The sequence below is a fragment of the Pseudomonas sp. Z8(2022) genome (assembly GCF_025837155.1).
Classification (GTDB): Bacteria; Pseudomonadota; Gammaproteobacteria; order Pseudomonadales; family Pseudomonadaceae; genus Aquipseudomonas.
In genome coordinates this window covers 194168-212234 of the sequence record NZ_CP107549.1, presented here as the reverse complement: position 1 = coordinate 212234, position 18067 = coordinate 194168, and the positions used below count along the sequence as shown (strand labels likewise).

12 protein-coding genes, 2 tRNA genes and 3 rRNA genes are annotated in these 18067 nt (G+C 59.3%); 9 read left to right on the top strand and 8 right to left on the bottom strand.

The genetic code is table 11. From position 1 onward, the window contains the following. Positions 1-21 precede the first annotated feature (21 nt). The 8 genes from OEG79_RS00915 to OEG79_RS00880 all read right to left on the bottom strand — a co-directional run bounded on the left by OEG79_RS00915 (position 22) and on the right by OEG79_RS00880 (position 8945). Positions 22-363 carry a PilZ domain-containing protein gene (locus OEG79_RS00915; RefSeq protein ID WP_264147023.1) on the bottom strand — a complete coding sequence of 114 codons (342 nt, stop codon included), beginning with the start codon at positions 361-363 and terminating at the stop codon, positions 22-24. A 412-nt stretch (positions 364-775) separates the two neighbouring features. Next, positions 776-891: ribosomal RNA gene (gene rrf / locus OEG79_RS00910) — 5S ribosomal RNA — on the bottom strand. Positions 892-1028: 137 nt separating this feature from the next. Next, positions 1029-3921: ribosomal RNA gene (locus OEG79_RS00905) — 23S ribosomal RNA — on the bottom strand. Between the two features lie 240 nt (positions 3922-4161). Continuing rightward, positions 4162-4237: transfer RNA gene (locus OEG79_RS00900), tRNA-Ala, on the bottom strand. A 20-nt stretch (positions 4238-4257) separates the two neighbouring features. Beyond that, positions 4258-4334, bottom strand: a tRNA-Ile gene (locus OEG79_RS00895). A gap of 88 nt (positions 4335-4422) precedes the next feature. Continuing rightward, positions 4423-5958, bottom strand: a 16S ribosomal RNA gene (locus OEG79_RS00890). Together the 16S, 23S and 5S rRNA genes with 2 tRNA genes alongside form the textbook arrangement of a ribosomal RNA operon. A gap of 528 nt (positions 5959-6486) precedes the next feature. Next, positions 6487-7710 carry a CaiB/BaiF CoA transferase family protein gene (locus OEG79_RS00885; RefSeq protein WP_264147022.1) on the bottom strand — a complete coding sequence of 408 codons (1224 nt, stop codon included), beginning with the start codon at positions 7708-7710 and terminating at the stop codon, positions 6487-6489. Between the two features lie 56 nt (positions 7711-7766). Beyond that, a complete protein-coding gene (locus OEG79_RS00880; RefSeq protein ID WP_264147021.1) occupies positions 7767-8945 on the bottom strand; it encodes an acyl-CoA dehydrogenase in 1179 nt (392 codons plus the stop codon). 181 nt (positions 8946-9126) lie between these two features. Between OEG79_RS00880 and OEG79_RS00875 the strand changes: the two genes are divergently transcribed. The 9 genes from OEG79_RS00875 (at position 9127) to OEG79_RS00835 (ending at position 18055) form a co-directional block, all read left to right on the top strand. After that, positions 9127-10023 (top strand): LysR family transcriptional regulator, encoded by an 897-nt coding sequence (locus OEG79_RS00875; protein WP_264147020.1) that lies wholly within the window; start codon positions 9127-9129, stop codon positions 10021-10023. Positions 10024-10490: 467 nt separating this feature from the next. Further along, complete coding sequence (locus OEG79_RS00870; protein WP_264147019.1) at positions 10491-11612, top strand: Re/Si-specific NAD(P)(+) transhydrogenase subunit alpha; 1122 nt, start codon at positions 10491-10493, stop codon at positions 11610-11612. Positions 11613-11623: 11 nt separating this feature from the next. Continuing rightward, positions 11624-11938 (top strand): NAD(P) transhydrogenase subunit alpha, encoded by a 315-nt coding sequence (locus OEG79_RS00865; RefSeq protein WP_016490057.1) that lies wholly within the window; start codon positions 11624-11626, stop codon positions 11936-11938. A 2-nt stretch (positions 11939-11940) separates the two neighbouring features. After that, positions 11941-13377 (top strand): NAD(P)(+) transhydrogenase (Re/Si-specific) subunit beta, encoded by a 1437-nt coding sequence (locus tag OEG79_RS00860; RefSeq protein ID WP_264147018.1) that lies wholly within the window; start codon positions 11941-11943, stop codon positions 13375-13377. A 360-nt stretch (positions 13378-13737) separates the two neighbouring features. After that, positions 13738-13953 (top strand): DUF1127 domain-containing protein, encoded by a 216-nt coding sequence (locus OEG79_RS00855; RefSeq protein WP_264147017.1) that lies wholly within the window; start codon positions 13738-13740, stop codon positions 13951-13953. Between the two features lie 336 nt (positions 13954-14289). After that, the gene (locus tag OEG79_RS00850) at positions 14290-14613 is read left to right on the top strand and encodes a DUF2388 domain-containing protein (protein ID WP_264147016.1); all 324 of its coding nucleotides are present in this window, start codon (positions 14290-14292) and stop codon (positions 14611-14613) included. 134 nt (positions 14614-14747) lie between these two features. Further along, positions 14748-15068, top strand: a complete 321-nt coding sequence (locus tag OEG79_RS00845; protein ID WP_264147015.1) for a DUF2388 domain-containing protein — start codon at positions 14748-14750, stop codon at positions 15066-15068. Beyond that, the gene (locus OEG79_RS00840) at positions 15065-17020 is read left to right on the top strand and encodes a DUF4105 domain-containing protein (protein ID WP_264147014.1); all 1956 of its coding nucleotides are present in this window, start codon (positions 15065-15067) and stop codon (positions 17018-17020) included. The genes OEG79_RS00845 and OEG79_RS00840 overlap by 4 nt, the downstream gene beginning before the upstream one ends. 168 nt (positions 17021-17188) lie before the next feature. Further along, on the top strand, positions 17189-18055 hold the full coding sequence (locus OEG79_RS00835) for an AEC family transporter (RefSeq protein WP_264148764.1): 867 nt from the start codon (positions 17189-17191) through the stop codon (positions 18053-18055). Positions 18056-18067 lie beyond the last annotated feature (12 nt).

Genomic DNA, 18067 nt, shown 5'->3' with positions numbered 1-18067 from the left:
GCAACACCGCGTAAGCCCGACCTAAACCTTCTCCTCACGCACCTTGCGCATGCTCTCGATCAGCCGGACGTACTCGGCCGAGTCGCCTTGCAAGGCCAGCCCTGCCTCGAAAAAGCCCGTACGGGTATTCTCCTGCGACCACTGACAAGTCATGTTCACATCCACCTGACGCATTTCACCCTGGCGGTCACGCATACGCACGCGCAGCTTCAGCTCGGCTCCCGGCTCTACCGGGGCATCGGTCAGCAGCTTCATTCCACATTCGGAAACATCGCCGGCATAACCGATCAGAGCGTCGCTTTCCCGATCGCTGATCTTGATGCGGAAGGTGGAACGGAAGGTGATACGACTCGATTGACGCATAGGGAGAATGCCTTAGTGCTCGCCAGGTCTGCTGGGATCGCGAGAATCATGTGTTATCAATCGGGATCATTCGAAGCTAAATCACGCATTGATAGCCTGTGACTCAACACACCAAGGCGACCATGATGTGCGAAGAGTTAAGCTCAGATTCGAGACATCATGCCCCAAGTGACGTTGCACCCCAAATGGCCCCGGCGTTGTCCCGCGTACGCATCCACGAAACTGCACCAGTGGCTGCGAATAACGCGGCGACTGACCGCGCCCAGAGACGCAAAAGGCCACCCTCGCGGTGGCCTTTTCGTTGACGCCTGGCAACGCGCCTCTCCGTAGACAGTGCTGCATGCGCCGGTTTTTTCGGCGCGGAAAAGAAGAAACCCCAGACCTCTTTGGAGATCTGGGGTTTCGTATAGGAGCTTGACGATGACCTACTCTCACATGGTGAAGCACCACACTACCATCGGCGATGCGTCGTTTCACTTCTGAGTTCGGGATGGGATCAGGTGGTTCCAACGCTCTATGGTCGTCAAGCAATTCGGTTGGGATGTCGTCATGGACGCTATCCCTTGGATACGTGATAGAGGCTTGTAGCTCTCGCAAATTTTCGGCTTTCTGTCGACTTCACCATCGACACCCTCTGCTTTGAGGGCAGATTGTTTGGGTGTTATATGGTCAAGCCTCACGGGCAATTAGTATTGGTTAGCTCAACGCCTCACAGCGCTTACACACCCAACCTATCAACGTCGTAGTCTTCGACGGCCCTTTAGGGAGCTCAAGGCTCCAGTGAGATCTCATCTTGAGGCAAGTTTCCCGCTTAGATGCTTTCAGCGGTTATCTCTTCCGAACATAGCTACCCGGCAATGCCACTGGCGTGACAACCGGAACACCAGAGGTTCGTCCAACCCGGTCCTCTCGTACTAAGGTCAGCCCCTCTCAAATCTCAAACGTCCACGGCAGATAGGGACCGAACTGTCTCACGACGTTCTAAACCCAGCTCGCGTACCACTTTAAATGGCGAACAGCCATACCCTTGGGACCGGCTTCAGCCCCAGGATGTGATGAGCCGACATCGAGGTGCCAAACACCGCCGTCGATATGAACTCTTGGGCGGTATCAGCCTGTTATCCCCGGAGTACCTTTTATCCGTTGAGCGATGGCCCTTCCATACAGAACCACCGGATCACTAAGACCTACTTTCGTACCTGCTCGACGTGTCTGTCTCGCAGTCAAGCGCGCTTTTGCCTTTATACTCTACGACCGATTTCCGACCGGTCTGAGCGCACCTTCGTACTCCTCCGTTACTCTTTGGGAGGAGACCGCCCCAGTCAAACTACCCACCATACACTGTCCTCGATCCGGATGACGGACCAGAGTTAGAACCTCAAGGTTGCCAGGGTGGTATTTCAAGGATGGCTCCATGAGAACTGGCGTCCCCACTTCAAAGCCTCCCACCTATCCTACACAAGCAAGCTCAAAGTCCAGTGCAAAGCTATAGTAAAGGTTCACGGGGTCTTTCCGTCTAGCCGCGGATACACTGCATCTTCACAGCGATTTCAATTTCACTGAGTCTCGGGTGGAGACAGCGCCGCCATCGTTACGCCATTCGTGCAGGTCGGAACTTACCCGACAAGGAATTTCGCTACCTTAGGACCGTTATAGTTACGGCCGCCGTTTACCGGGGCTTCGATCAAGAGCTTCGCTTGCGCTAACCCCATCAATTAACCTTCCGGCACCGGGCAGGCGTCACACCCTATACGTCCACTTTCGTGTTTGCAGAGTGCTGTGTTTTTAATAAACAGTCGCAGCGGCCTGGTATCTTCGACCGGCATGGGCTTACGTAGTAAATACTTCACCCTCACCGGCGCACCTTCTCCCGAAGTTACGGTGCCATTTTGCCTAGTTCCTTCACCCGAGTTCTCTCAAGCGCCTTGGTATTCTCTACCTAACCACCTGTGTCGGTTTGGGGTACGGTTCCTAGTTACCTGAAGCTTAGAAGCTTTTCCTGGAAGCATGGCATCAACCACTTCGCATTCTAAAAGAACGCTCGTCATCAGCTCTCGGCCTTGATCTCCCGGATTTACCTAAGAAACCAGCCTACAACCTTAAACACGGACAACCAACGCCGTGCTGGCCTAGCCTTCTCCGTCCCTCCATCGCAGTAACTAGAAGTACGGGAATATTAACCCGTTTCCCATCGACTACGCATTTCTGCCTCGCCTTAGGGGCCGACTAACCCTGCGTCGATTAACGTTGCGCAGGAAACCTTGGTCTTTCGGCGTGCGAGTTTTTCACTCGCATTGTCGTTACTCATGTCAGCATTCGCACTTCTGATACCTCCAGCAAGCTTCTCAACTCACCTTCACAGGCTTACAGAACGCTCCTCTACCGCTCACACAAAGTGTGAACCCGTAGCTTCGGTGTATGGTTTGAGCCCCGTTACATCTTCCGCGCAGGCCGACTCGACTAGTGAGCTATTACGCTTTCTTTAAAGGATGGCTGCTTCTAAGCCAACCTCCTAGCTGTCTAAGCCTTCCCACATCGTTTCCCACTTAACCATAACTTTGGGACCTTAGCTGACGGTCTGGGTTGTTTCCCTTTTCACGACGGACGTTAGCACCCGCCGTGTGTCTCCCGTGCTGACACTTGCTGGTATTCGGAGTTTGCATCGGTTTGGTAAGTCGGGATGACCCCCTAGCCGAAACAGTGCTCTACCCCCAGCAGTGATACACGAGGCGCTACCTAAATAGCTTTCGAGGAGAACCAGCTATCTCCGAGCTTGATTAGCCTTTCACTCCGATCCACAGGTCATCCGCTAACTTTTCAACGGTAGTCGGTTCGGTCCTCCAGTCAGTGTTACCTAACCTTCAACCTGCCCATGGATAGATCGCCCGGTTTCGGGTCTATACCCAGCGACTAAAGCGCCCTATTAAGACTCGCTTTCGCTACGCCTCCCCTATTCGGTTAAGCTCGCCACTGAATATAAGTCGCTGACCCATTATACAAAAGGTACGCAGTCACCCAACAAAGTGGGCTCCCACTGCTTGTACGCATACGGTTTCAGGTTCTATTTCACTCCCCTCTCCGGGGTTCTTTTCGCCTTTCCCTCACGGTACTGGTTCACTATCGGTCAGTCAGTAGTATTTAGCCTTGGAGGATGGTCCCCCCATGTTCAGACAAGGTTTCTCGTGCCCCGTCCTACTCGATTTCATTGATAAGAGCGTTTCGTGTACGGGGCTATCACCCACTACGGCGGCACTTTCCAGAGCCTTCCACTACACTCAAATCAACTTAAGGGCTAGTCCCCGTTCGCTCGCCACTACTTAGGGAATCTCGGTTGATTTCTTTTCCTCAGGGTACTTAGATGTTTCAGTTCCCCTGGTTCGCCTCTTGCACCTATGGATTCAGTACAAGATACCTAGGTTATCCTAGGTGGGTTCCCCCATTCAGAGATCTCTGGATCACAGTCTGTTTGCCGACTCCCCAAAGCTTTTCGCAGGCTACCACGTCTTTCATCGCCTCTGACTGCCAAGGCATCCACCGTATGCGCTTCTTCACTTGACCATATAACCCCAAGCAATCTGGTTACTGTCTCAATCGTGAAGACGACATTCGCCGAAAATTTGCGTCTTGAGAACTACAAATTTTGCCTTGATTAACAACGTGCAGTGAAACACGTCGTTAGTCACTTCTATCACATATCCAAATTTTTAAAGAACGAGTACCGGTCAAAAGACCAGAAATCAGCACTCAACAGGCAACCCTGAAGCGCTCATTTCTGAACTCTCTACGATCATGCTGTAATGGTGGAGCCAAGCGGGATCGAACCGCTGACCTCCTGCGTGCAAAGCAGGCGCTCTCCCAGCTGAGCTATGGCCCCGTAAGCATCTGCACCTGAATTGGTAGGTCTGGGCAGATTTGAACTGCCGACCTCACCCTTATCAGGGGTGCGCTCTAACCAACTGAGCTACAGACCTATAACAGGGTCGCCGCGTTACAGCATCGTCTTCTACAGTGAATCAAGCAATTCGTGTGGGAACTTATGAAGAAGCTGATGTCTTCGATTAAGGAGGTGATCCAGCCGCAGGTTCCCCTACGGCTACCTTGTTACGACTTCACCCCAGTCATGAATCACTCCGTGGTAACCGTCCCCCCGAAGGTTAGACTAGCTACTTCTGGAGCAACCCACTCCCATGGTGTGACGGGCGGTGTGTACAAGGCCCGGGAACGTATTCACCGTGACATTCTGATTCACGATTACTAGCGATTCCGACTTCACGCAGTCGAGTTGCAGACTGCGATCCGGACTACGATCGGTTTTATGGGATTAGCTCCACCTCGCGGCTTGGCAACCCTTTGTACCGACCATTGTAGCACGTGTGTAGCCCTGGCCGTAAGGGCCATGATGACTTGACGTCATCCCCACCTTCCTCCGGTTTGTCACCGGCAGTCTCCTTAGAGTGCCCACCCGAGGTGCTGGTAACTAAGGACAAGGGTTGCGCTCGTTACGGGACTTAACCCAACATCTCACGACACGAGCTGACGACAGCCATGCAGCACCTGTGTCTGAGCTCCCGAAGGCACCAATCCATCTCTGGAAAGTTCTCAGCATGTCAAGGCCAGGTAAGGTTCTTCGCGTTGCTTCGAATTAAACCACATGCTCCACCGCTTGTGCGGGCCCCCGTCAATTCATTTGAGTTTTAACCTTGCGGCCGTACTCCCCAGGCGGTCAACTTAATGCGTTAGCTGCGCCACTAAGATCTCAAGGATCCCAACGGCTAGTTGACATCGTTTACGGCGTGGACTACCAGGGTATCTAATCCTGTTTGCTCCCCACGCTTTCGCACCTCAGTGTCAGTATCAGTCCAGGTAGTCGCCTTCGCCACTGGTGTTCCTTCCTATATCTACGCATTTCACCGCTACACAGGAAATTCCACTACCCTCTACCGTACTCTAGCTCAGCAGTTTTGAAAGCAGTTCCCAGGTTGAGCCCGGGGATTTCACTTCCAACTTACTGAACCACCTACGCGCGCTTTACGCCCAGTAATTCCGATTAACGCTTGCACCCTTCGTATTACCGCGGCTGCTGGCACGAAGTTAGCCGGTGCTTATTCTGTCGGTAACGTCAAAATTGCACGGTATTAACGTACAACCCTTCCTCCCAACTTAAAGTGCTTTACAATCCGAAGACCTTCTTCACACACGCGGCATGGCTGGATCAGGCTTTCGCCCATTGTCCAATATTCCCCACTGCTGCCTCCCGTAGGAGTCTGGACCGTGTCTCAGTTCCAGTGTGACTGATCATCCTCTCAGACCAGTTACGGATCGTCGCCTTGGTGAGCCATTACCTCACCAACTAGCTAATCCGACCTAGGCTCATCTGATAGCGCAAGGCCCGAAGGTCCCCTGCTTTCTCCCGTAGGACGTACGCGGTATTAGCGTTCCTTTCGGAACGTTATCCCCCACTACCAGGCAGATTCCTAGGCATTACTCACCCGTCCGCCGCTAAATCCAGGAGCAAGCTCCCTTCATCCGCTCGACTTGCATGTGTTAGGCCTGCCGCCAGCGTTCAATCTGAGCCATGATCAAACTCTTCAGTTCAATACTGCTTGGGTTTTGAGAAAACCCTAAACTTGGCTCAGCAATCGCAAATAAACTCTCGAATTCACGAGTGTTACTTGTGATGCTGATAATCAGTCGACTATCAGTCTTACCTCACAAGCACCCACACGAATTGCTTGATTCAGTTGTTAAAGAGCAGTTGGTCAAGCCTTTCGTCTCAACCGAGGCCGCGCATTCTACAGCAGCCTCTCAATCTGTCAAGCTGTTTTTCGAAGAATTTTTTCTTTCTACTCAACGACTTGCAACAACCTCGGCTTCATTTCTTCCGCTTCGGTGAGGCGCGCATTCTACAGCATCTCTTTACTTCGTCAAGTTGTTTTTAAGAAATTTCTTTCTATTTCAACAACTTAGCGCCTCGTCGAACCCTGTTCGTCTCAGCGAGGCGCGCATTCTACATCACCCCGGACGCCTGTAAACCCCAAAAGCGGAAAAAACCAAAAATATCTGAGCGAACGGTCAGAACAAGTCGAAGTCGCTGTGCTTGCAGCCCTAAACAGCAGATTCGACTCAGACCACCCCGGCCTCGCGCAGCGCAGTTACCTGTTCCTCGTTCAGGCCGAGCAGCCCCTGCAGCAGCGACTCGGTATGCTGGCCCAGCAAAGGGGGCGCCGAGCGATAGTCCACCGGCGTGACCGAAAGGCGCAGCGGGCTGGCTACCTGCGGTGTGGAGCTACCCATGGCATTGGGCAATTCCAGGCGCAGACCACGGGCCTTGACCTGCGGATCGGCGAATACCTGCTCCAGGTCGTTGATAGGGCCGCAGGGCACGCCGGCCTTCTCCAGCAATTCGATCCACTGGGCCGTGGTCTTGAACACCGTGGCCTGGCGCAGCAGCGGAATCAGTTCGGCACGATGCGCCACCCGCGCCTTGTTGCTGGCAAAGCGCGGATCATCTGCAAGCTGCGCAATACCCGCGACCTCACAGAACTTGCGGAACTGACCGTCGTTACCCACCGCCAGGATGAAGTTGCCATCAGCGCTGGGGAAGTCCTGATAGGGGACGATGTTGGGGTGTGCATTACCCAGACGCTTGGGCGATACACCGGTAGACAGATAGTTCATGGCCTGGTTGGCCAGGCAGGCGACCTGTACATCGAGCAACGCCACATCTATATGCTGGCCGATACCCGACTGATCGCGCTGATTCAACGCCGCCAACACGCCTACGGTGGCATAAAGACCGGTGAGGATATCGGTCAATGCCACCCCCACCTTCATCGGACCGGCGCCCTCTTCACCCTCCGGACGCCCGGTCAGACTCATCAGACCACCGAGCCCCTGGATCATGAAGTCGTAGCCGGCACGCCTGGCATAGGGGCCGGTCTGACCGAATCCGGTGATGGAGCAGTAGATCAGCCGCGGGTTGATCGCTTTCAGCGATTCATAATCCAGTCCGTAGGCTGCCAACCCGCCGACCTTGAAGTTCTCCAGCAACACATCGCACTGTGCGACCAGCTCACGCACCAGGCGCTGCCCCTCGGGCTTGGTGAAATCCAGAGTCAGCGACTGCTTGTTGCGATTGGCGCTCTGAAAGTAGGCCGCCTCACGCGAATCATTGCCCTCAGCGTCCTTTATATAAGGAGGGCCCCAATGCCGGGTGTCATCTCCACTGCCCGGACGCTCGACCTTGATCACCTCGGCGCCGAGGTCGCCCAGGATCTGCCCGCACCAGGGGCCGGCCAGTACGCGCGACAGATCGAGCACGCGGATATGAGACAGAGCACCGGACATGAGACTTCTCCGTAGGGTGCGCCACGCGCACCGGGGATCGTTGAGGGCTGCGTGCGTTAGAAGAACGCCTGAATGCCGGTCTGCGCACGACCGAGGATCAGCGCATGCACGTCATGCGTGCCCTCATAAGTGTTGACCACTTCGAGGTTAACCAGATGGCGGGCGATGCCGAACTCGTCGCTGATGCCATTGCCACCCAGCATGTCACGCGCCATGCGTGCGATATCCAGCGCCTTGCCGCAGCTGTTGCGCTTCATGATCGAGGTGATTTCCACGGCGGCGGTGCCTTCGTCCTTCATACGGCCGAGGCGCAGGCAGCCTTGCAGCGCCAGGGTGATCTCGGTCTGCATGTCGGCCAGTTTCTTCTGGATCAGCTGATTGGCCGCCAGCGGCCGGCCGAACTGGTTGCGGTCCAGCACGTACTGGCGCGCGGTATGCCAGCAGAACTCGGCGGCGCCCAGCGCACCCCAGCTGATGCCATAGCGAGCGGAGTTCAGACAGGTGAACGGACCACGCAGGCCGCGCACATCCGGGAAGGCGTTCTCTTCCGGGCAGAATACGTTGTCCATGACGATCTCGCCGGTGATCGAGGCGCGCAGGCCGACCTTGCCATGGATGGCCGGGGCGGAAAGTCCTTCCCAGCCCTTTTCCAGCACAAAACCGCGAATCTCGCCAACATCGTCCTTGGCCCAGACCACGAAGACGTCGGCGATCGGGCTGTTGGTGATCCACATCTTGCTGCCGGTCAGGCGGTAGCCGCCCTCGACCTTCTTGGCGCGCGTCACCATGGAGCCCGGATCGGAACCGTGGTTCGGCTCGGTCAGACCGAAGCAACCGATGTATTCGCCACTGGCCAGCTTGGGCAGGTACTTCTGCTTGGTCGCCTCATTGCCGAATTCGTTGATTGGCACCATCACCAGAGAAGACTGCACGCTCATCATCGAACGGTAGCCGGAGTCGATACGCTCCACCTCACGGGCAATCAGACCGTAGCAAACGTAGTTCAGACCACTGCCGCCGTATGCTTCAGGAATGGTCGCACCGAGCAGGCCGGTTTCGCCCATCTCGCGGAAGATCTTCGGGTCGGTCTGCTCATGGCGGAAAGCTTCCAGCACGCGCGGAGCCAGCTTGTCATTGGCAAACTGCTGCGCACTGTCACGCACCATGCGCTCTTCTTCAGTCAGTTGCTGATCCAGCAGCAGCGGGTCGATCCAGTTGAAGCTTGCCTTGGCCATCGCGAGAAACCTCGAAGCAGTGAAGTGAGCGGCCGGCTTCTGCCGACCCTGAATGGCATTGATCCTAGGCCGGCTCGGCGTGAACGACAAACGCAGATTTCGCACAGTCCTGTGCTTTTTACTCACTTCGAGATAGCTTAATCAGCCAAATAAGTCGCTTATGAGTGAGGCTTTCGCATAAATGCGTCGCAAGATTCCCAGCACTGCCGCACTGGTCGCCTTCGAGTCGGCCGCTCGCCATCAGAGTTTCACCAAGGCTGCAGAGGAGCTGAGCCTTACGCAGAGCGCGATCTGCCGGCAGATCGGCGGGCTGGAAAGCTTTCTCAATGTCGAACTGTTTCGCCGCTCAAGACGCGGCGTAGTGCTGACCGAGGCCGGCATTGCCTACGCCCGCAAGGTCGCGGCGCAGCTCGATGCAGTGGAGCGCGACACCCTGGCACTGATGGGTAACCGGGGTACTACCAGCATCGAGCTGGCCGTGGTCCCGACCTTCGGCACCCAGTGGCTGCTGCCACGCCTGCGTGCCTTCCAACAACTGCACCCGGAGGTGACGGTCCACCTGACCAACCGCACGCGCCCATTCCTGTTTGCCGACACCCACTTCGACGCCGCCATCTATTACGGGGATGCCGAGTGGTCGGGTACACAGGCGCACTTCCTGATGCATGAACACCTGCTGCCGGTCTGCAGCCCGGCGCTGCTCGGCGACGCCCCGGTGAATGCCGAGCGCATCGCTGCGCTGCCCTTACTGCAGCAGACCACTCGCCCCTACGCCTGGCGCCAGTGGTTTGCCGCCCAGGGCATGAGCGTGGCCCGCGACATGACCGGCCCACGACTGGAGCTGTTCTCCATGTTGGCCCAGGCGGCGCAGCATGAAATGGGTGTCGCCCTCATCCCGCCATTTCTGATTCAGCGCGAATTGAAGGATGGCAGCCTGGTCATCGCGCTCGATCGGAGCGTGCCCAACAACGATCGCGCCTATTACCTGATGGTGCCCGAGCGCAAGGCTGAATCCTCGGCACTCAAAGCCTTCCGCGACTGGCTGCTCGCACAGGCCGCCAGCTATCGGCAGGAATAATTCTCGTGCAGCGACCCTGATTCACTCAACATCGACGAACACGACCGAATGCAATACGAGTAGCGGTAAATCAGTCACACTACAAGACCATATTTGAATCCATTCGCACCGAGGCCAGTACTTTCGGGCTATTCCACTATTTTGAACGGTGGTGTTCGCCACTTTTCACACAATGGCCAATGCGACCAACGGTCATTCGCTTTCTGAATGGTAGAAAGACTGCGCAAGGCTTGTCAGATCTGCGTCTGATCAGGAATGGCGCGGCCTGCGCGCCATATAAAAATCCCTCATGGACCTATTACTTGTAGTAATCCATTTTTTTTGCTCCATAACTTCTTGTAAGGGGTTACGTTCGATTGCACAATCGCCGCGCTCGCCGCTTCCGGCGGGTTATGTGCTGATCCCCAATCGCCGGCGTGCCAGCGCAGTGCACCGGTTCACCAAAAAGATCACGCAGGAGATTAGAAGTGCACATCGGTGTTCCTCTCGAAACCCATGCCGGGGAGACGCGGGTTGCCGCGACCCCAGAGACCATCAAGAAGCTGGTCGGCCAAGGTCATCAGGTAACCGTACAGGCTGGAGCCGGCATCAGCGCCAGCATTCCGGACAGCGCTTACCAGGCCGCTGGCGCGACCATTGGCAATGAGTCCGACGCATTCGGCGCCGACCTCGTGCTGAAGGTGGTCGCACCAACCGAAGCCGAGCTTGCCCACATGAAGGCCGGCGCCGTGTTGGTGGGCATGCTCAACCCGTTCTGCAACGAGACCATCGCGCGCATGAACGCCCGTGGCATTACCGCCTTCGCTCTGGAGGCCGCGCCGCGTACCTCCCGTGCGCAGAGCCTGGACGTGCTGAGTTCGCAGGCCAACATCGCCGGCTACAAGGCCGTGTTGCTGGCTGCGCACCACTACCCGCGCTTCATGCCGATGCTGATGACCGCTGCCGGCACCGTAAAGGCCGCGCGCATCCTGATCCTTGGTGCAGGTGTTGCGGGTCTGCAGGCCATCGCCACCGCCAAGCGCCTGGGTGCGGTGATCGAGGCCTCCGACGTGCGTCCGGCGGTGAAGGAGCAGATCGAGTCGCTCGGCGCCAAGTTCGTCGACGTGCCGTTCGAGACCGATGAAGAGCGCGAATGCGCACAGGGCGTTGGCGGCTATGCCCGGCCGATGCCGGCCTCGTGGATGGAGCGCCAGGCCAAGGCCGTGCACGAGCGCGCCAAGCAGGCCGATATCGTCATCACCACTGCGCTGATCCCGGGCCGCAAGGCGCCGACGCTGCTGCACGAGGCCACCGTTGCGGAAATGAAGCCGGGCTCGGTGGTCATCGACCTGGCGGCCGCCCAGGGCGGCAACTGCCCGCTGACCGAGGCGGATCAGGTGGTGGTCAAGCACGGCGTGACCATCGTCGGCCACACCAACCTGGCCGCACTGGTGCCGGCGGATGCTTCCGCGCTTTACGCACGCAACCTGCTGGACTTCCTCAAGCTCGTGATCGACAAGGAAGGCCAGTTCCAGCTCAACCTCGAAGACGACATCGTCGCGGCCTGCCTGATGTGCAACGCCGGCGAAGTCGTGCGCAAGAACGGCTAAGGAGTAGGGACATGGATCTGATTTCCGACGGCATCTACAACCTGATCATCTTCGTGCTGGCCATCTATGTCGGCTACCACGTGGTGTGGAACGTCACCCCGGCCCTGCACACGCCGCTGATGGCCGTGACCAACGCGATTTCCGCCATCGTCATCGTCGGCGCCATGCTGGCCGCCGCGCTGACCGTCACCCCGCTGGGCAAGGCCATGGGCACCCTGGCCGTGGCACTGGCCGCGGTCAACGTGTTCGGTGGTTTCCTGGTCACCCGACGCATGCTGGAAATGTTCAAGAAGAAGGCGCCGAAAGCGCAGGCGGAGAAGCACTGACCATGAGCATGAACCTGATCACTGTTCTCTACCTCGTCGCCTCGGTGTGCTTCATCCAGGCGCTCAAGGGCCTGTCGCACCCGACCACGTCGCGGCGCGGCAACCTGTTCGGCATGGTCGGCATGGCCATCGCCGTACTGACCACCGTAGGCCTGATCCACAAGCTGGGCAGCGAGCTGGCCATTCAGGGCCTGGGCTTCGTCATCGTCGGCCTGCTGGTCGGCGGCAGCGTTGGCACCATCATGGCCAAGCGCGTCGAGATGACCAAGATGCCGGAGCTGGTCGCCTTCATGCACAGCATGATCGGCCTGGCCGCCGTGTTCATCGCCATCGCCGCGGTGGTCGAGCCGCAGTCGCTGGGCATCGTCGCCAGCATGCTCGATCCGATTCCGGCCGGTAACCGCCTGGAGCTGTTCCTCGGCGCAGCCATCGGCGCCATCACCTTCTCCGGTTCGGTGATCGCCTTCGGCAAGCTGTCGGGCAAGTACAAGTTCCGCCTGTTCCAGGGCGCACCTGTGGTGTTCAAGGGCCAGCATCTGGTCAACCTGGTGATCGGCCTGGCGATTCTCGGCCTCGGCCTGTACTACACCTTCACCGGCGACATCACCGCCTTCGCCGCACTGGTAGCCCTGGCCTTCGTCATCGGTGTGCTGATCATCATCCCCATCGGCGGTGCCGACATGCCGGTGGTGGTCTCGATGCTCAACTCCTATTCGGGCTGGGCGGCCGCCGGTATCGGCTTCTCGCTGAACAACTCGATGCTGATCGTCGCCGGTTCGCTGGTGGGCTCTTCGGGCGCCATCCTCTCGTACATCATGTGCAAGGCGATGAACCGCTCGTTCTTCAACGTCATCCTCGGTGGCTTCGGCGCCGATGCCGACGCGGGTGCCGCCGGCGGCAGCCAGGAGCAGCGCAGCGTGAAGTCCGGCTCTTCCGACGACGCCGCCTTCCTCCTGACCAACGCCGACACCGTGGTCATCGTGCCCGGTTACGGTCTGGCAGTAGCCCGTGCCCAGCACGCACTGATGGAGCTGGCGGAAAAGCTGACCCACCGTGGCGTGACCGTGAAGTACGCGATCCACCCGGTGGCCGGTCGTATGCCGGGCCATATGAACGTGCTGCTGGCCGAGGCCGAGGTACCGTACGAGCAGGTGTTCGAAATGGAGGACATCAACTCCGAGTTCGGCCAGACCGACGTGGTGCTGGTGCTCGGCGCCAACGACGTGGTCAACCCGGCCGCGAAGAACGATCCGAAGTCGCCGATCGCCGGCATGCCGATCCTCGAGGCGTACAAGGCCAAGACCGTGATCGTCAACAAGCGCTCGATGGCCAGCGGCTACGCCGGCCTGGACAACGAACTGTTCTATATGGACAAGACCATGATGGTCTTCGGCGACGCCAAGAAGGTCATCGAGGACATGGTCAAGGCAGTGGAATAAAAGCCTGACCAGCCAGACAGGAAACCCGGCCACGTGCCGGGTTTCTCATTTATGGCACAGGGAGAAGAATCTGATTTTCAGGTCAGCTATTACAGCCGATCAATTCCAAACTGTACCGCTCTAAAAACCAAACAAACCGGGTTGCACCCAGTTAAAAATCTCGCATAAAACGGTTGCACCCAGTTTTTCCACTTATGGCCAGTACAGTTCCATCGATTCCTGACCGAACAGTTACAAAGCAACCTATCTAATAGCACAACAATTTCATCCAGCTGTGACTACTGAGTCCCGGCAGCGCTCGGGATAATTTGCTCATCGAAAGCAAACACCAGTCCCGCCACAAGCGGAAGGATGACCACCATGGAACGTACCCTCAGTTCCGCCCTGCTTCAAACTCACAGCGTTGCCAGCGACAAATCCGCCTGGCCGCTCCGTGTGCTTGCCACCCTCGCAATGTGGCGGCGTCGCATCGTCAGCCGTCGTCAACTGGCTCGACTGGATGCCCGCCTGCTCGCCGACGCCGGCATCACCGAAAATCAGCGCTACGTCGAACTGCGTAAGCCGTTCTGGCGCTAACACCCTGCTTTGCTCCATCCCCTAATCGGGATCTTCTGAGAGCTCCACCGTCTCTGCTGCGGTGGGGCTTTCGTTTTATCTGGGGCAGTCATCGTTCATGCGAGCGGTACAGTTTCCCAAACGCCTCTGCTGCCCTGCACAATTCCCTCCGCTTCCATCAGCCCTCTCCTGGCGCCCGCCAGGCCAGACACTGCCATCTCTCCATCATCGGCAGAAGGCCATGGATCGCGTTGTCAACACCTCTCAATACCCCGGCCTGCAATGGAGCTGCCCGGGACGTTGGGCTAAGCTTCGCGAGCAGGCAGAACATCGACCCGCCCCACCGGAGTTATCCCAATGCATCTGAACAAATCCCTGGTTGCAGCCCTGTTATCGCTCGGGCTGGCGGGCAGCGCCTGCGCCAGCAGCCTGGTCGCAACAACCGATACCCTGGGCAGCGCCCTGGCCGGCAGCGCCGAGACGACCTCGGACGCAACCAGCTCGTTGCGCGACATGAAACAGTTGCGCGCAGCCCGCGAGGATGCCGCCAGCTTCGTTGCCAGCGACGGCGCCATTCGCAGCGCCCTGCTCGAAGCCGCCCTGCTGCAGATTCGTGGCCACGACGCCGAACTGGCCAAGGCCGATGACCTCGCACTGGCCAGGGCCATCCTCACACTGTGAAAACCCTGTACACGTGACGCGCTGCTGACCGCTGGCGCCGCACCCCGTAAACTTCGCCACCTGCCTGGCGCGGGGGAACCGCGCCGGCCTGTCTACGTCAAACCGTCCGTCTGCCGTTCTCGGAGCCTATTATCATGCGTCGTTCGTTCGCCATTGCCTTCACCGCTTGCGCCCTGTTCAGCGGTATCGCCCAGGCGCAAACCGTGGTTGCCACCAGCAACATCGTGGTACGCGCACTGGATCGCAGCATCAACTTCACATCCGACACCACCACGTCGCTGCGCGATATGAAGGCCGTGGTACAGGCGCGTGACGACGCTGCCAGCTTCGTCGCCAGCGCCGGCAAGATTCGCGGCGCGCAACTGGAAGCGGCACTGCAGACCATTCGTCAGCAACTGCCCGAAGCGCAGGCGGCCAGCGATCTGCAACTGGCCGAAGCCATTCTCGCTCTGTGACCCACCTTCTCGCCTGGTGCTGCGGTGCACTGCTGGCACTGACCGCAGGCGCCACCCAGGCGCAGTTGCGTCTGACGCTGGACGACAGCGCTCTGGATGCAGCGCAGCGCCAGGCGAGCCAAAACCTGCTGGACGAGGCGTTGGCCGCCTTGCCACCTCGCTTCGTTCAGCGTCTGGATCGCGAGGTAAAGGTCAGCTGGCGCAGGGGGCTGCCCGCGGAGGTTTACGGCCAGGTCGGGCGATTCAGCGGTATCGAACTGAATGCCGGACTGCTGCCCGCTCTGGTCGATGGCTCGGCGGCACGCAACCCGACAGGTCGCCCGCACGGTACACAGCGCCAGGAACTGCTGGCCACGCTGCTGCATGAGCTGACCCACCTCTACGATCGTGCCCGCCTCTGGTCTGCAGCCGAGCGCCGCCATATCAGCCACTGTCGACAACGCGCCAACGTGCTGGGTCTGGTCGGGCTGCCCGACGACTGCCGTGGCCAGACCGAACGACGCTTCACCCTCAGCGACGACCCACGCCTGCTGGATCTGGCCGGCTGGCAGCAGCGAGTCGGCCAGCGCGGCGCGCGCGACCTGGACAATGGTCAGGTCGCACGCAGCCCGGACAGCTACGAACTGAGCAATCCGCTGGAGTTCGTCGCGGTCAACCTCGAATACTTTCTGCTCGACCCCAGCTACGCCTGCCGCCGCCCCTCACTGGCGCGCTACTTGCGCGAACACTTCGACTGGACGCCGCCCAGTGAGCCCTGCGCCAGCGACTACCCCTACCTCAACGCCGGACGTGATTTTGCCGTTCAGCCCCTGGGCCGGCTCGATCCCGAGCGTGTTTACGAAGTCGATTACCTGCTCGCCGAGGCCAACGATGCCTGGATGAGCCGCTGGGGCCACAGCATGTTGCGTCTGGTGGTCTGCGCACCTGACCGGCCGCGCGGCCCGGACTGCCGCCTGGATCTCGACCATCACTTGGTGCTCTCCTACCGTGCCTTCGTCGGCGATGTGCAGCTATCGAGCTGGGACGGTCTGACCGGCGTCTATCCCTCGCGCCTGTTCGTCCTGCCGCTGGAGCAGGTGATCGACGAATACACCAAGGTCGAACTGCGCAGCCTGGCCTCGGTGCCGCTGCGCCTGTCGCGCGATGAGGTCGAACAGCTGGTGGTACGCGCTGCCGAGCAGCACTGGAGCTATGACGGCGATTACTACTTCGTTTCCAACAACTGCGCGGTGGAAACCCTCAAGTTGCTGCGCAGCGGCACCGCCAACCCGCGCCTGCATGCACTGGACAGCATCCTGCCCAATGGCCTGCTGGAGCTGATGGATGCCCGCGGCCTGGCTGACACCAGCGTGCTCGCCGACCCGCGCGAGGCGCTGCGCCTGGGTTATCGCTTCGACTCCTTCCGCGAACGCTACCAGGCGATGTTCCGCGTTCTGCGCGAGCGTCTGCCAATCACCCAGAACAGCGTCGAAACCTGGCTGGAACAACCCGCACAGGTTCGCAGCCAATGGTTCGCCAAGGCCGATCTGCGCGCCAGCGCAGCCCTCTTGCTACTGGAACAGGCGGCGTTGCGCCGGCAATTGCTGCTGGCCCAGGATGAACTGAAACGCCGCTACCTCACCGGTCGCGCCGCCGGTGACCCGAGCCTGAACAAGGCCGGCGCCGCGCTGGAGCAGATCCTCGCCAACAGCGGCTTTCTCAGCCGCCCGGCTGAGTTGCTCGACGGCGGCTACGGCCTGCCGCAAGGCAGCGAATGGCAGGGGCTGGAAGATCGCAGCCGCGAGCGGCAGCAGCAGTTGCGCCAGCTCAGCGACGAACTCGATGGCGAGGTACGCAAGCTGCTGCAACCCGAGCGCCTGGCCGAACTGCAGGCCAACGAGGCCAACCTGGTCGCGCTGGGCGAGCACCTGCGTGCGCTGCACAAGGCCAACGGCGGGCTGGAACTGCCCTAGCCTCGGGAGCCCAGGCAATAGTCTTTCCGACTCTGCCCCGGCATATGCGCGTCGATCTTGCGCCCCCTTCGCCTTGCATTGCCCGGCGCTGCTGACCAAGATAAGCGCTCACCACCACCGGGGGTTCCCGTGATAGACCTGTTGCTGGCCTTGTGGCCTCTGTTCGCCATGATCGTTGCCGGCTACTGGCTGCGCCTGCGTGAGTTCCCGAGCGAGGCTTTCTGGCCGGGCGCCGAGCGCCTCAACTATTTCATCCTGTTCCCTGCGCTGCTGTTCTCCAGCCTGGCCCGTGCACCGCTGAACAACCCGGCGCTGCCGCGCCTGGCGCTGGCGGTACTGCTCGGCCTGGGCATCGCCTGGCTGGCGCTGCTGCTGGTCCGTCGCCTGCGCGGCTGGCCGGCGGGGCGTTTTGGCGCCTTTACCCAGGGCATCCTGCGCTTCAACACCTACCTGGGTCTGGCTGCGGTCGGCAGCCTGTTCGGTCAGGAAGGCCTGACGCTCGCCGCGCTGATGCTGGCCCTGATGGTGCCGACGGTGAACGTGCTGTCGGTATGGTCGCTCACAGCCGAGCGCGGTGTCAGCGCACGCAGCCTGCTGCTGCCGATCCTGAAGAACCCGCTGATTCTCGCCTGCGTCGGTGGCGCACTGTTCAACCTGACGGGCATCGGCCTGCCGGGCGGCACTGATCGCCTGCTCAGCCTGCTCGCCGCAGCCAGCCTGCCACTGGGCCTGCTCTGCGTCGGTGCGGCACTCAAGCCGGAACAACTGGGTGGAGAAATTCCTGCACTGACCAGCAACAGCGCATTGCGCCTGCTGGCGATGCCGTTACTGGCCTGGGGCGTAGCCTGGACTCTGGCGCTACCGGCCATGGAAACCGCAGTTCTGGTGCTGTTCTTCGCCCTGCCCACGGCCCCTACCGCCTACGTGCTAACCCGCCAGCTTGGCGGCGACAGTCAACTGATGGCGGGCATCATCACCCTGCAGACGCTGCTGGCCGCGGGTAGCCTGGTAGCGATCATGATGTTGCTGGCCTGACTCGCGGCGAGG